The organism is Alistipes communis (genome assembly GCF_006542665.1).
Classification (GTDB): Bacteria; Bacteroidota; Bacteroidia; order Bacteroidales; family Rikenellaceae; genus Alistipes; species Alistipes communis.
Map to the genome: position 1 here is coordinate 2843369 of NZ_AP019735.1, position 14389 is coordinate 2857757.

Here is a 14389-nt window from a genome sequence, read left to right on the forward strand (position 1 = left end):
GTTTCCGTACTATGAAAAATCAACTTATATTATGGAGTATGTTCGTGGGCTGCGTTGCGCTTGCCACATCGTGCGACCTGACGGAGAACGTGCAGGTGAAAGCCGACAAATCGATGATCTTCGGATCGAAATCGGGTCTCGAACTCTACTCCAATTCGTTTTACAAGGCTCTTCCGACACTCAAAAACGGTTTCATGCAGGACAAGATGTGCGATGTGGGAGCCGTCAGCAATACCGACACTTTCATCAAGCAGGGAGCCTACAACACCGAGACTGCGACCAGTTGGAGCTGGGGCGCTTTGAAGAATATCAACTATTTCATCGACGGCTGCAACGACCCGAAGTACTGCACCGTCGACGACAATACGCGCGACAACTACCTCGGCATCGCCCGCTGGTTCCGTGCGTGGTTTTACTACGATAAGCTGACCACCTATGGCGAAGTGCCCTGGTTCCCCCACGACATCCAGTCCTACCAGAACGACGTGATGTACAAGGATCGCGACAGTCGCGACGTGATCATCCGCAATCTGATCGCCGATCTCGATTTCGCTTACGAGCATATCCAGGCCACCTCGTCGACCGGAAGCTCGACGCTCACACGCTGGGCTGCTGCCGCGCTCAAGTCGCGCGTCTGCCTCTTCGAAGCGGCTTACCGCCGTTACCATAATCTCACGGAGCTTGAAATAACCCCCGAGGAGCTATATCGCGAGGCCGCCAAGGCCGCTAAACTGGTGATTGATAACAGCGGCTGTTCGCTCAATACCGCCACGGGCAAGAAGGGCGCTTACCGCGATTTATTCTACAACGAAACGCCGCTGACGCAGGAGGTGATCCTCGCCGTCTGCGCCAACGAGAAATCCGGTATCTTCGGCGAGCAGAACTGGTGGTTCAACGCCCGTTCGTACGGACTATGTTGGAGCCTTGTCCGCTCGTTCGTCCACACCTACCTCAAGCTGGACGGTACGCCTTTCACCGACGCCGCCGACTATGCCGTGAAATCTTTTACTGAGGAGATGGAGGGGCGTGACCTGCGTTTGGAGCAAACCGTGCGCGGGCGCAATTTCCTGTGGGACGGCAAGACGGCAGTCGCCGACATCAAAAACCTTTCGCTCACGGGCTACCAGGTGATCAAGTACACGCTCGACGAATCGAAATACGACGGCGGAGCGAAGAACATCAACAGCATTCCGCTGATCCGCTATGCCGAGGTGCTGCTCAACTACGCCGAGGCGCAGGCAGAGTTGGGCGTAATCACCGATTCCGAATGGGCGCTTACGGTCGGCGCGCTGCGCAAACGCGCCGGCATCACGGGCGGCACGGAAACGTTGCCCACGACCGTTGACGGCTACTTGCAGCGCACCTTTTATCCGGACGTGACCAGCCCCGTGCTGCTTGAAATCCGCCGCGAGCGGGCCATCGAACTCGTCGCCGAAGGCATGCGCTTCGATGATTTGCGCCGCTGGAAATGCGGGTCACTGATGGAAACCCTGCCGTGGAGCGGCATTCACATACCCGGATTGGAACAACCCGTCGATGTCAACGGCGACGGTGTGGACGACTATTATTTCACCGAGGGCGAGGTCACGGCGGCTCCGGCGGCGTACCGGAACATTGCCATCCGCGTCAACCAGGACGGAGTGGGGCTTTATGCCGAGGCGAATGCCGTGGCAGGTTATGATCTGGTCTACAAGACCGGTGCGGGTGATCGTTATTGGTATCCCGACGGCCGCCAGTACCTCTATCCGATTCCCGCCAAGGTGATCCGGGATTATAAGAACGCGGGCTATACGATCTCGCAGAACCCCTACTGGGACAACGAATAAAAATAGAAAGACCATGAGAATATTTCGTTATTTACTGACGTTTACGCTGAGTTTCTCCTTCGTTTTCGTCGCCGGATGCAGCGATCCGAAGCCCGATTACTCGGAATTCTACAAACCCCAGCCCGGCGACGAGCCGGAAGAGCCGGTCAATCCCGGCCTTGATGACAATCAGTTGAAAGTCATGTCGTTCAATATCCGTTACAGCTCTGGCGACGACGGAGTGAACAGCTGGGACAACCGCAAGCAGGCCGTTCCGGCGATGTTCGCCGACCAGCAGCCGACGGTGCTCGGCGTGCAGGAGGCGCGGCTCGACCAGAAGACCTACATGGACGAAAACTGCGCGGGCTACAAGAGCATTGGCGTGGGCCGCACCGACGGTCAGAATGCCGGTGAGTTCATGGCCATCTATTACCTCGACGATGCAGTGAAGCTCGAAAAGTGGGGGACATTCTGGCTCTCCGACACCCCCGACACCCCGTCGATCGGCTGGGACGCCTCGACCTACCGCACGGCCACGTGGGCCGTGTTCACTCACTACAAGTCGGGCCGCAAGTTCTTCTACGTCAACACCCACATCGACCACGTGGGACAGGTGGCGGCCCAGAAATCGATGGAACTGATCGAGGCGAAGATCAGGTCGCTCAATCCCGACAACCTGCCGACGCTGCTGACAGCCGACTTCAACAAGATGCTCGACAGCCCGATTTTCGACGGCGTGAAGAAGTTCATGGTCGACGCGCGTACGACCGCTCCCGTGACCGACAACAAGGCGTCGTTCAACAACTTCGGCGGGGCGACCAATTATCCGCGCATCGACCATATCTTCAGTTCGGGCTTTACGCCCCTGCGCTTCGCTACCGTCGACCAGCGTTACGAGAAGGTACCCTATATTTCGGATCACTATCCCATTGCGGCCGTGTTGGAGTTCAAGTAATCCTGCAACCAAAACTCAAAACCGATTGAAATGAAACGATATATCTATATGATAGCTGCTTTCGCCCTCATGGGGGCTGCCTCCTGCCAGCCGGACGAGGAGGTGGCGGTTCACGCCTCGTTCACCACCGACAAAGAGTCCTACGACGTGGGCGATCCGGTGGTGCTCACCAATACTTCGACGGCCGAAAACGCCCTCATCGCCATCTGCAAGTGGGAGTTGGGCAAGGGCGTCGTTTCCTACGAAACCACTCCGGAGAACATCTCCTACGACCAAGCCGGGGAGTACGTCATCAAGCTGACCGTCACCTCCGACCGTGGGGCGAAGAAGTCGTCGTTCGAGAAGACCATTCTGGTCGTAGACAACAACATCCGGCCCGTGGCCGACTTCTCGTGGTCACCCGAGAAGGTCGTGGCGGGCGAACCGGTGCAATTCACCGACCGTTCGACCGACGAGGACGGCGAGGTGGTGGCCTGGGAGTGGAAGTTCGGAACCACGACCTCCGACAAGCAGAATCCCGAGTTCACTTTCGCGGCGCAAGGACCCACTGAGGTTTCGCTCACCGTGACCGATGACAAGAAAGGCAAGAACACCAAGACAGTGACCATCGACGTGGGGCGCGGCACCATCAACCTCGATCTGCTCTGGTTGTACCCCTACGATGATACGAAGGATGCCTATGTGTTCGGTACGTCACCCGCGGTCAGTCCCGACGGCGAATACGTTTATGTGACCTCGACGGGCTATTCGTTGGTCTGCTTTACGAAGGCGGGCGAGCGTCTCTGGGCCTTCGATATCGGCAAGGATGGCGCGTCGGCTGAGAACAACAGCGGCTCGATCAAGGTTCAGTCGCCGACGCCTTCGGTCGGCGGGGACGGCACGGTCTACGCGCTGGCAGGCTTCAACGAACCCAACAAGGGTGCCGGAGGCAGTGCTTTCTACGCCATCTCGGGCGGTGCTGCGGGCGGATCGCAGCTCTGGTACGTCAACACGGGCGTAAACACCAGTTTCAGGTTCCTTTCGCCGGCTGTTACCGAGAAATACCTCTTCATCGTGGCGCGCAACGTACCTTCGGGACACCAGAATTTCCAGGTCTATGACAAATCGTCGGGCAATCTGGTGGACGAGCGGCATGTCAACAGCGGCTCCTACGGTGGCGTATTACCGCTCAAAAACGGTATGGTGATCGCTGGTACGGGCGGTAGTCACGGCATGCGCGTCTATTTCCCCGACGGCACGGGGAAGTGGAAATTTTCCTGTGTGAAATCGAACGGTCGCGAGCACAACTACGGCGGTACGGGCGAAGATAAGACCTGCGAAGCCCCGAACGGAACCCAGCCCGCTTCAGGTCCCGGCGGCAAGGTCTACATTCTGTTCCAGAACCAGGGCGTGCGTGCGGACAAGAGCCTGGGCGGGGGTATCGTCTACTGTTATGATCCGGCAAAGACCGTCTACGGGCAGACGCCCGAGCCGGACTGGTACTGTCCCGTCAAGGGAGACTGCGCCCAGTCAGGTATGGGCGTGGCGCTGGGTGAGGACGGTACGGTCTACGCCGCGACGCAGAAGACCGGCAGTGAGGCTGCCCACGTCACGGCTATCTCCGCGCAGGGTGTGAAACGTTGGGAGCACGCTGCCGACGGCGACATCAACGGCGTTCCGGCCGTTGACGACCAGGGTTTCGTCTATTACAACGACCGAACTACGGGCAAGCTGGTGAAACTCCGCCCGGAGGACGGTTCACGCGTGGCGGAGATCAAGCTGGCCGACGAGTTGCGCTCGTCGCCGACGATCTCCTACGACGGTACGATCTACGTTAACGGCATGAAGGACGACAAACCCACCGTCTTCGCGGTGAAGGGTGCAGCCGAGGGCTGCGCCGCATCGTGGTCGCAGCAGGGTGGCAACCCATCCAAAACTGAGTATATGTACTGATTTGCCGGACGCAAACGACAAACGGGCTGTAACACGAGTTATAGCCCGTTCTTTATGTGTTAGGCATGAACGAGTGGAAGTCTCGGATAAACATTGGCTACGGAAGATTTCCAAATCGGAGAAGCTATTTGTCTTAAATCAGGCGAGATACGAAAATTTAGAGTCTGTCAAATCGATGATACTTGTCTAAGAGGGATCTGTTTTAACATGTATTCTGGGAATTAGTACCGGGATTGCCTCGCTCGGCACGAAAGCCGTGCAGGGCTGCATCGCCTGCAACAAATGCGGCGAGCTCGGCCGCTGCGTCTTTCGGGACGAATTGTACGATACGCTGCACGGAAAACTGGCCGGAGCGGACGGTCTTGTCGTCGGTTCGCCGACCTACTACGCCGGCCCGAACGGTTCCCTGTGCGCGATTCTGGACAGGCTCTTCTACTCGGCAGGGGAGTTGCTCCGCTTCAAGCCGGCAGCAGCCGTAGCCGTCTGCCGGCGCGGCGGTGCGAGCGCGACGTTCGACAGGTTGAACAAGTATTTCACGATCAACAACATGCCTGTCGTATCGTCGCAATACTGGAACAGCGTACACGGCCGGCTGCCCGGCGAAGCGACGCAGGATGCCGAAGGTATGCAGACCATGCGCACGCTGGGCGACAACATGGCGTGGCTGCTGAAAAATATCCAAACGGGCAAGATACCTCTTCCGGAACCGGAGGAGCCTGTCCGGACGAATTTCATCCGGTAAACGGACAGCAAAAAGCCCCGACCGCACGTCGGGGCCTTTTTGGTCGTTTCGGCGTCCGTCTATGGCCTGAAAATAAAATAGACGGCCAGTACCAGACAGCAGAACCCTGCGATGTGATTCCATTGAAGCGATTCGTTCTTGCTGAAAAACAACACGAAGGAGGAGAAGACGATAAGCGTGATTACCTCCTGAATCACTTTCAGTTGCCACAGCGTGAACGGCCCCCCGTATTCGACGCTGCCGATCCGGTTGGCCGGAACCTGAAAACAGTATTCGAACAGGGCGACGCCCCAACTCAGCAGCACGATGGCTGCGAGCGACACCCGTTCGAGTTTCGACTTGAATACGATGTGCCCGTACCACGCCAGCGTCATAAAGGCGTTGGAGCAGACAAGCAGCAGGATGGTAAGAATTCCGCGCGGCATCGGGTTCGGATTTTTATCGGGCGCAAAAATACGAAAAAATACGATCCCGTGTTCCTCACGGTGAAAAACTTTGTATCGCTTGCCGACATGCGTCGCGGAATTCCCGGAATCTGACGGCCAGGCGGAAATAAAATGACTTCGCAACCGGTTCTTGCGGTCGGGAATAACCGAAGATTCGGATTAAATTGCTATTTTTGCGGATGGAATCGGAGTTCCGGAAAGCGCATGAAACCCGATGTTGCCGGTCGCTGCGGACGGAACGTGCCGCGCGCCGGAGAGCTCCGCTAAAACGAATCGTATGAAGCAACATGCCAAAAGAGTGATCGCCTTCTACCTGCCGCAGTACCACCCGTTCCCGGAGAACGACCGGTGGTGGGGCGCCGGATTCACGGAGTGGCGCAACGTGGTGAAGGCACGGCCGCTCTTTCGGGGGCATTACCAGCCCCACCTGCCGGCCGATCTCGGGTTCTACGACCTGCGTGTGCCCGAAGTGCGCCAGCAGCAGGCGGCGCTGGCCGAACGCTACGGGCTGTCGGGATTCTGTTACTATCACTATTGGTTCAACGGTCACCGGTTGATGCAGCGTCCCGTGGAGGAGATGCTCGCTTCGGGGAAGCCCGATTTCCCCTTCATGCTCTGCTGGGCCAACGAGAACTGGACGCGGGCGTGGGACGGCGGCGAGCAGGAGGTGCTGATCCGGCAGGAGTACTCCGAGGAGGACGACCGCGCGCACATCCGCTATCTGCTCGACGAGGTATTCCGCGATCCGCGCTACATCCGTGTCGACGGAAAGCCGGTCTTCGCCGTCTACCGTTCGGCGCTCTTCCCCGACATGCGGCGCACGATCGAGGTGTGGCGCGAGGAGGCGGCCGCCCGCGGCGCGGAACTCTATCTCTGCCGCGTGGAGAGTTTCAACGCCGCCGGACGCGAAGAGCTGGCGGTCGGATTCGACGCTGCGATCGAGTTCCAGCCCTTCACTCCTGCGATGACCGATTTCTGGGAGCATCGTCCGTGGCGGCAGAAGCTCATGTACCACCTGCGCAAATTGTGGGGCGACCGCCGCAAGATGCGCAAAGCCGATTACGACGCCTACGTCGCATACAGCCTGAGCCGTCCGGCCCCCGATTATAAACTTTACCCTTCGGTGACGCCGTCGTGGGACAACACGGCGCGGCGCAAGCAGCGGATGTTCCTGTTCCACAATGCCACGCCCGAGAAATACGGCCGCTGGCTGCGCGAGGTGCTGCGCCGCTTCAAACCTTATTCGGCGGAGGAGAATTTCGTCTTCATCAACGCATGGAACGAATGGGCCGAAGGCAACCATCTCGAACCCGATATGAAATGGGGGGGGGAATACCTTGCGGCGACGCTGCGGGCAATCGAGGAGGATGAGCGATGAGCGCGACCGCATCCCCGAAAGTCAGCGTGATCGTGCCGGTGCACAATACGGCGCCGTGGCTCGATCGCTGCGTCGAATCGGTCCGGGCGCAGACGCTCCGCGACATCGAGATCATTCTGGTCGAGAACCGTTCGACCGACGCCTCCCCCGAGTTGTGCGACGCCTATCCGGCTGCGGATGCGCGCATCCGTGTGCTGCACCTCGCCGAAGCGGGGTTGTCGCGTGCCCGCAATGCGGGGCTGGCCGTTGCGACGGCTCCCTACGTGGGGTTCGTCGACAGCGACGATTACATCGAACCCGACATGTTCCGGCGGCTCTACGACGCTGCGGTCGAAAGCGGGGCGCAAATCGCCTACGGCGACCTGATCTACGAGGAGGAGGGGACACCGCAGCCGGCCGAACCCGCGGGGCCGGTGACCGTCCGCACGCCCGACGAGGTATTGTGCGACCTGCTGCTCGAACGCATCAGCGCTTCGGCCTGCACCAAACTTTTCGACCGGACGCTGTTCGAGGGACTGCAATTCCCGCTCGACGTCTGGTTCGAGGATCACCGCGTCGTCCACGAATGGGTCGCCCGATGCCGGAGGATCGCCTATGTGGAGAAGGTCTGCTACCACTATGTCCAGCGCGACGGCAGCATTTGCCACTCGTTCAGCGCACCGAAGCATTACCACTTCTTTCTGGCCAATTTCGAGCGTTTCGAGTTCGTCCGCCGGCAGCGGTTGTTCGAGGGTCGGACTGAGCAAGACGCGATCTGCGACAAGCTGGTGCGCAACTGCCTTTACAATTTCCGGGAGGCGATGCGCCGCAGACATGCCTCCGATTTCGCGGAGGCCGTCGCGGATATGCGCCGGAAACTGGCGCGGATGTACGAGGTGAAAGCGCAGCTTCCGCCGGCGACGCGAAAGCGCTTGCGGCGGGTCGTGAAGCACTACGGCTGGTACTACCTGACCCATTTCGTGTTCCGTAAAAAGAGATGAGATGAAAAAAATCCTGTTCATTATCAATTCGCTGGGCGGCGGCGGTGCCGAAAAGGCGCTGATCGAGTTCCTGCGCCATATCGACTACACGCGCTACGAAGTATCGCTGTGCCTGGTCTTCCACGAGGGCTGCTATCTGAGCGACGTCCCGCCCGAGGTGCGGGTCTTCTGGCTCTATGAACGGGAGCGGAATTTCGTGCACCGCAAATCGCTGAAAATCTATCGCAACCACGGTGTACGCACCTTGTTGCGGTTAAGGGCCCGCCGGAAAATACGGGGGCGTTACGACGCGATCGTCTCGTTTCTGGAAGGCGATGCCCTGTTGTTTCACGACATGGTGCGCGACCGTGCCGAACGAAACGTGGCCTGGCTGCATTGCGATCTGCGGCTCTTCCATTGGACGCGTAAGACGTTTCGCTGCGACCGCGACGAGGAGCTGGCTTACGGCCGCATGGATACGATCGTCTTTTGTTCGCACATCACGCAGGAGAGTTTCGAGCGGATGTACCGTATCGATGTTCCCAAGACGGTAATATACAATATTATAGACGGCGATTCCATTCGCCGGCAGGCCGATGCCGCGGCCGTTCCGCACGATGGGTTCACCATAACGGCAGTAGGCAGTCTGTCGGAGGTGAAGAGCCACGACCGGCTCGTTCGCGTGGCACGGATGTTCAAGGATGCCGGTTATCGTCTGCGGTTTCAGATCGTAGGCGCAGGGGCGATGGAGGAGCCGCTCAAACGATTGCGCGACGAACTGGGATTGCAGGATTCCGTCCGTTTTCTGGGGTTCCGGAAGCCTCCTTATCCCTTCATGAAGGCGTCCGACGTCTTTGTCAGCACGTCGAAATCGGAGGCGGCTTCGCTGGTGATCTGCGAAGCGATGACGTTGGGCGTTCCTATCGTCGCCACCCGCACGAGTGCGTCGGAGGAGTTCCTCGCCGACGACCGCTACGGCATCGTCACCGGCCACTCCGACGTGGAGATTTTCGAAGGATTGCGCCGCATGGTAGACGACGAAACCCTGCGCGCGCATTACCGCGAACAGGGTTTCAAGCGAACAGGACTCTTCTCGGCCGAGCAGACCATGCGCCAATTCGAAGCGTTGTTGTAACCCGCGCCGAACAGCACTCCTTAAATTAAATTAAAGCGACCGGAGCCGCTCGACGCTCATCTGCGTGAAGTCGTCGATCACGAGCGTCGCGGCCGTCCGTTCCAACTCTTCGCGCGACAGGGTCGTGGCGAGAGCCACGACCTTCATGCCGGCACGATCGCCCGCCTCGATACCCGCACGGGCATCTTCGAATACGACGCACTCCTCGGGGCGGAGTCGCAACGCTTCGGCCGCTTTGAGGTATATCTCCGGATCGGGTTTGCAGCGCGTGACCTGCTCGCTGCTGACCACGGTCTGAAAGTAGGACTCGATGCCGCACTTCTCGAAGACGAAACGGATGTTGCGCATCTCGGCCGACGAGCCTACGGCACAGGCGATTCCCTCCCGGCGGAGCGCTTCGAGAAAATCGAGCAATCCGGCGGTCGGCCGGATGAGCGGTTCGTAGAGTTCGCGGTAGATCGCCTCCTTCTCCTCGCTGAGCGCCTGCCAGCCGCCGAGTTCGGCGAGCCGTTCGGGTGTGAAGAGCCGTTGCATGATCTCGTCGTTGCCCAGCCCGCTGAGCTCTTTCAACACGTTCTGCCGGTTGCCGACGCCGTGGCGTTCATAGAAAATATCGTATGCCCGGGCATGGATGCGCATGTTGTCGACCAACACGCCGTCCATGTCGAACAATGCTCCTTTTATCATGTTTTTCGAAAAATCTGCGGCCGCAGCCGGATTCGTAATGTCTGTCGCGGGGATTCGAAACTCCCGCCGACCGGATGCGCTCCTGCCGGCGGGAATATTCCGTCCGCCGGGCGATCAGTTCGTGAAACGTTCCCACGGAATCTCTTCCGAGGTGGCCTTTCCCTCGATGATGGCATCCATGTGCATCAGCAGCGGGAATTCGGCAGCATCGAGCTTGCCGTCCTGCGCCAGCTTTTTGACGGCTTTGTTGATCCGGCCGATGATGACGAGCGATTCCAGCGTCACGCCTTTCAGTTCGGCCAGCGCTTCGTCGATGCCGTATCCGCGCCCCAGCAGGGTGCCGATCAGGCGCGTGCGGCCGCCGAAGATGGTGACGTACATGTCGCCGGCCGCCGAATCAATCTGCCGGTCGTTGCCCGTGAGGTAGGTGAGCAGCTTGCGGATCTCCTTGACGCTCTGGTAGAACATCGCCGCCTGCGAATTGTAGTGCGGCGTGCAGCCCACGCCGTTGACCTTCTCGTTGAGCCCGACGGCCAGCGCCACACCCAGGGCATAGGCGTTTTTCAGCGCCACGGCGCTTTCGACGCCCATCACCTCGGTCGAGAGGTGGATGTGGTAGTAGTCGGTGCGCATCAGCCCGCGCAGCGTTTCGAGCGTCTGCATGTCGCGGCCGCAGAAGGTGACGATCGTCTGGTCGTGCGCCACCAGCTCGTAGCTGGTGCAGGGACCGCCCACGGCGTTCAGGTTCATCTTGCGGGGCGCGATGCTGCGCTCCCAATACTCGGGATAGCTGATGAGTGTGCCGTCGTCGTAGGCGACGAGGCCCTTGGTAACCGACAGCACGGGCGTCGTGTCGGGAATGTGGGGGAGCACCTCCTGCATGAACCAGTCCACGCCGAAGCTGTTCACGCCGCAGATGACCATGTCGGCCCCTTCGAGCGCTTCGGCGAGCTCTTCGAAATAGAAATACTCGACGCCTGCGGGAAACGGCTTGTCGAATTTCGGATGCTTGCCCGTCCGCTTCGATTCGGCGATAATCTCCCTGTCCAGATGCGTGCCGGTCAACCGGACGCGATGGCCGTTTTCCCGTGCGGGAAAGGCCAGTGCCGACCCCATCATACCGGCGCCGACGATCGTAATGTTGCTCATGACGATAACTGTTTTAATTTTCCAAGATTACAAAGATAACTTTTTTCCGGCAGATCGACGAGAAATAACCGTAAAATCGCTATTTTTGTTCGATGGCTGCGAAAAAAATCGAAAAGACCAACGCCGCCCGTCTGCTCGACCGGGCGAAGATACCGTATACGCTGATTCCGTATGAAGTGGACGAAGAGGACTTGTCGTGCACGCACGTCGCCGCACAGCTGGGCGAGGCGATCGAGTGCGTCTTCAAAACGCTCGTATTGAAGGGCGACCGCAGCGGTTATTTCGTCTGCGTGGTGCCGGGCGACCACGAGGTCGACCTGAAAGCGGCCGCCCGCGTGTCGGGCAACAAGAAGGCCGACCTGATCCCGATGAAGGAGCTGCTGCCCGTCACGGGCTATATCCGGGGCGGCTGTTCGCCCATCGGCATGAAACGTGCCTTTCCCACCTATATTCATTCGTCGTGTCTCGGTCTGTCCGAGATCTATGTGAGCGCAGGCGTGCGCGGTTTGCAGATCCGGATCACACCCGATGCGCTGATCGCATTCACGCGGGCCGAAACGGCCGACTTGATCCGGAAAGAGGAGTAAGCATGGAGGTGATTTTCGAGATCGAATACCGCACGGAGTGGGGGCAGCGGCTCGTCTGGTGCAGCGGCGAACGGCGCATTGCGATGGAGTACCGGAGCGACGGCGTATGGCGATGCCGCACGACGCTCGCAGCCGGTGACGTCGAATACGGTTACGAAGTGGAGGCCGACGGGCGGACGATCCGCCGCGAATGGCGGCCCCACCGTCAGGTGATTCCGCAGCGGGGCGCAGAGCGGATGTCGGTCTGCGACCGCTGGTCGGATCGGCCTACGGATGCGCCGTTTTACACCTCGGCCTTTACGCGGGCGATCTTCGCTCGACCGGCGGACGGGAAACCGTTCGACGAGGGGCATGGGCGGCTGGAACTGCAAGTAGAAGCGCCGACCGTGCGCCCCGACGAAGTGTTGGCCATCGCCGGCAATGCGCCCGAACTGGGCGGCTGGCAGCGATTCGTCGCACTGGACGACAGCGATTTCCCGCTCTGGCGGGTCGTGCTCGATGCTGCAACTCCGTTCGAATACAAGTTCGTGCGGCTCGATCGCCGTTCCCGTCGACCGATCGTGTGGGAGGAGGGGGAGAACCGACGCTGCGACCGGCTGCCGGCGGCGGGAGAGCGCATCGTCGTGGCCGGACTGCGGCTGCGCGAGGCGAACGCCTCCGCATGGCGCGGCGCAGGTACGGCCCTGCCGCTCTTTTCGCTGCGTTCGGCGTCGGGTTTCGGTACGGGCGAATTCCCCGACCTGCGGAAACTGATCGACTGGGCCGCAGCCACGGGGCAGCGGGTCGTACAACTGTTGCCGGTCAACGATACGATCCGCACGGGAACGCGAAGCGACTCCTATCCCTACAACGCCGTTTCGAGTTTCGCCCTCCATCCGCTCTACCTGAGCCTGATCGGGGCGGGGCTGCAACCCGATGCCCGCTACCGTCGCCAGCAACGACGGCTCAACGCCTTGCCCGCCGTCGATTACGAGGCGGTCATGCGGTTGAAACTCGACTGGGCACGGCTGCTTTTCCGCCGGACGTGGGAGACCGTCCGGACGACGGACGGCTATGCCGCCTTCGAGACGCAGAACCGTCTGTGGCTGGAACCCTACGCCGCGTTCAGCGCCTTGCGCGACCGCTTCGGTACGGCCGATTTCCGGCAATGGGGCGAGTATGCCCGTTACGACGAACAGCGTCTCCGCGTATTCCGGAACGGGAATCGGGCAGCGATCGATTTCTACTGTTTCCTGCAATATCATCTGCACAGCCAGTTGAGCGACGCCAGCCGTTACGCACGGCAGCGGGGCGTCGTCCTCAAAGGCGATATTCCGATCGGCGTCAGTCCGTCGAGCGCCGACGTATGGCAATATCCGCACCTCTTCCATCTCGACGGGCAGGCCGGAGCGCCGCCCGACGCCTTTGCCGCAACGGGGCAGAACTGGGGCTTCCCGACCTACGACTGGGAGGCGATGGCGCGCGACGGCTACGGCTGGTGGCGGGCGCGGCTGCGCAAAATGGGGGAGTATTTCGACATCTACCGCATCGACCACATCCTCGGTTTCTTCCGCATCTGGGAGATACCTGCCGATGCGTTGCACGGTCTGCTCGGCCGTTTCCGGCCGGCGCTGCCCTACACGCGCGAGGAGCTGGCCGCCGCAGGGTTTCTGCTGCCCGACGCCCGCTACACCCGTCCGCAGGCGACCGACGACGTACTGCGCGAACTCTTCGGCCGCGCCGCGGCGGAGGTGAAACGGCATTACGTCGCCGACGGCACGCTGCGCCCCGAAGCGGCGACGCAACGGGGCGTATGGCGGCTTTTCGGTGACAGTCCCGACCGACGGCAGCGCCGCATCCGCGACGGACTGCTGCGTCTGCTCGACGACGTACTCTTCCTCGAAGACCGTGAACGTCTCGGGCATTACCATCCGCGTATCGCGGCGCAGGCGACCTTCGCCTACCGGAGGCTCGCGCCGGCGCAGCAGCGGGCGTTCGACCGGCTGTACGAGGAGTTTTTCTACCGTCGCCACGACGACTTCTGGCGCGACGAAGCGCTGCGCAAACTCCCTGCGCTGCTCGATGCGACCGCGATGCTGGCCTGCGGCGAGGATCTGGGGATGATTCCTGCCTGCGTACCGGAGGTCATGGAGCGTCTGGGGATTCTCTCGCTCGAAATCGAACGGATGCCCAAAACCGCCGGCGCGACGTTCGGCGATCCGCGGCAGTATCCCTATCTGTCGGTCGGCACCACCTCGACGCATGACATGTCGCCCCTGCGCAGTTGGTGGTGCGAAGACACCGCCCTCACGCAGCGTTATTTCTCCGAGATGCTGCACCGCCGCGGAAAGGCTCCCGCCGAGTGTACGCCTGCGCTGTGCCGGCAGATCGTCCGCCGCACGCTCGACGGGCAGTCGATGCTGGCCGTACTGCCGTTGCAGGACTGGCTGGCCACGGACGGCGGTCTGTGGCGCGACGATCCCGACGAGGAGCGGATCAACCGGCCCGACGACCCGAACAACTACTGGCGATACAGAATGCATCTGACCATAGAAGAACTGCTTGCATCCGCCGAATTCAACCGGAGCATCAAGCGAATGCTCCGCACTTCCGATCGAACCGACAAACCTTAAAT

The 14389-nt window shown here is 60.4% G+C and carries 11 protein-coding genes and 1 pseudogene; 9 read left to right on the plus strand and 3 right to left on the minus strand.

The features are described 5' to 3' along the window. Positions 1-11: 11 nt before the first annotated feature. The 4 genes and pseudogenes from FMF02_RS11565 to FMF02_RS11580 form a co-directional block, all read left to right on the plus strand. Positions 12-1826 carry a RagB/SusD family nutrient uptake outer membrane protein gene (locus FMF02_RS11565; RefSeq protein ID WP_244611575.1) on the plus strand — a complete coding sequence of 605 codons (1815 nt, stop codon included), beginning with the start codon at positions 12-14 and terminating at the stop codon, positions 1824-1826. Between the two features lie 13 nt (positions 1827-1839). Further along, positions 1840-2760, plus strand: coding sequence for an endonuclease/exonuclease/phosphatase family protein (locus FMF02_RS11570; protein WP_141413254.1), 921 nt, complete (start codon positions 1840-1842; stop codon positions 2758-2760). Between the two features lie 30 nt (positions 2761-2790). Continuing rightward, entirely contained in the window at positions 2791-4692 is a 1902-nt protein-coding gene (locus tag FMF02_RS11575; RefSeq protein ID WP_141413255.1) for a PKD domain-containing protein, read from the plus strand. Between the two features lie 217 nt (positions 4693-4909). Further along, a pseudogene (locus FMF02_RS11580) lies at positions 4910-5434 on the plus strand (flavodoxin family protein); the annotation flags it as partial. A 59-nt stretch (positions 5435-5493) separates the two neighbouring features. On the opposite strand, the gene FMF02_RS11585 reads toward FMF02_RS11580, so the two are convergent. After that, the gene (locus tag FMF02_RS11585) at positions 5494-5859 is read right to left on the minus strand and encodes a DMT family protein (RefSeq protein ID WP_019129632.1); all 366 of its coding nucleotides are present in this window, start codon (positions 5857-5859) and stop codon (positions 5494-5496) included. A gap of 298 nt (positions 5860-6157) precedes the next feature. Here FMF02_RS11585 and FMF02_RS11590 point away from each other — a divergent pair, with 298 nt between their 5' ends. Genes FMF02_RS11590 through FMF02_RS11600 form a run of 3 tightly spaced genes read left to right on the plus strand, consistent with a single transcriptional unit; the run spans position 6158 to position 9352 of the window. After that, positions 6158-7258, plus strand: a complete 1101-nt coding sequence (locus tag FMF02_RS11590; RefSeq protein ID WP_141413257.1) for a glycosyltransferase WbsX family protein — start codon at positions 6158-6160, stop codon at positions 7256-7258. After that, complete coding sequence (locus FMF02_RS11595; protein WP_141413258.1) at positions 7255-8238, plus strand: glycosyltransferase family 2 protein; 984 nt, start codon at positions 7255-7257, stop codon at positions 8236-8238. The genes FMF02_RS11590 and FMF02_RS11595 overlap by 4 nt, the downstream gene beginning before the upstream one ends. 1 nt (position 8239) lies before the next feature. Beyond that, a complete protein-coding gene (locus FMF02_RS11600) occupies positions 8240-9352 on the plus strand; it encodes a glycosyltransferase (protein ID WP_141413259.1) in 1113 nt (370 codons plus the stop codon). A 30-nt stretch (positions 9353-9382) separates the two neighbouring features. Here FMF02_RS11600 and FMF02_RS11605 read toward each other — a convergent pair whose 3' ends face one another. Continuing rightward, positions 9383-10039: an HAD family hydrolase gene (locus tag FMF02_RS11605; RefSeq protein WP_141413260.1), complete on the minus strand. Its 657-nt coding sequence runs from the start codon at positions 10037-10039 to the stop codon at positions 9383-9385. A gap of 114 nt (positions 10040-10153) precedes the next feature. Further along, positions 10154-11188 (minus strand): glycerol-3-phosphate dehydrogenase, encoded by a 1035-nt coding sequence (locus tag FMF02_RS11610; protein WP_141413261.1) that lies wholly within the window; start codon positions 11186-11188, stop codon positions 10154-10156. Positions 11189-11280: 92 nt separating this feature from the next. Between FMF02_RS11610 and ybaK the strand changes: the two genes are divergently transcribed. Further along, complete coding sequence (gene ybaK, locus FMF02_RS11615; RefSeq protein ID WP_141413262.1) at positions 11281-11775, plus strand: Cys-tRNA(Pro) deacylase; 495 nt, start codon at positions 11281-11283, stop codon at positions 11773-11775. 2 nt (positions 11776-11777) lie between these two features. Beyond that, positions 11778-14387 (plus strand): 4-alpha-glucanotransferase, encoded by a 2610-nt coding sequence (locus FMF02_RS11620; protein ID WP_141413263.1) that lies wholly within the window; start codon positions 11778-11780, stop codon positions 14385-14387. The last annotated feature ends 2 nt before the right edge of the window (positions 14388-14389 follow it).

Coding starts and splice junctions, on each gene's coding strand:
- FMF02_RS11570 (WP_141413254.1), top strand. CDS start 1,840: ATGAGAATATTTCGTTATTTACTGACGTTTACGCTGAGTTTCTCCTTC.
- FMF02_RS11565 (WP_244611575.1), top strand. CDS start 12: ATGAAAAATCAACTTATATTATGGAGTATGTTCGTGGGCTGCGTTGCG.
- FMF02_RS11600 (WP_141413259.1), top strand. CDS start 8,240: ATGAAAAAAATCCTGTTCATTATCAATTCGCTGGGCGGCGGCGGTGCC.
- FMF02_RS11585 (WP_019129632.1), bottom strand. CDS start 5,859: ATGCCGCGCGGAATTCTTACCATCCTGCTGCTTGTCTGCTCCAACGCC.
- FMF02_RS11610 (WP_141413261.1), bottom strand. CDS start 11,188: ATGAGCAACATTACGATCGTCGGCGCCGGTATGATGGGGTCGGCACTG.
- FMF02_RS11620 (WP_141413263.1), top strand. CDS start 11,778: ATGGAGGTGATTTTCGAGATCGAATACCGCACGGAGTGGGGGCAGCGG.
- FMF02_RS11605 (WP_141413260.1), bottom strand. CDS start 10,039: ATGATAAAAGGAGCATTGTTCGACATGGACGGCGTGTTGGTCGACAAC.
- FMF02_RS11575 (WP_141413255.1), top strand. CDS start 2,791: ATGAAACGATATATCTATATGATAGCTGCTTTCGCCCTCATGGGGGCT.
- ybaK (WP_141413262.1), top strand. CDS start 11,281: ATGGCTGCGAAAAAAATCGAAAAGACCAACGCCGCCCGTCTGCTCGAC.
- FMF02_RS11595 (WP_141413258.1), top strand. CDS start 7,255: ATGAGCGCGACCGCATCCCCGAAAGTCAGCGTGATCGTGCCGGTGCAC.
- FMF02_RS11590 (WP_141413257.1), top strand. CDS start 6,158: ATGAAGCAACATGCCAAAAGAGTGATCGCCTTCTACCTGCCGCAGTAC.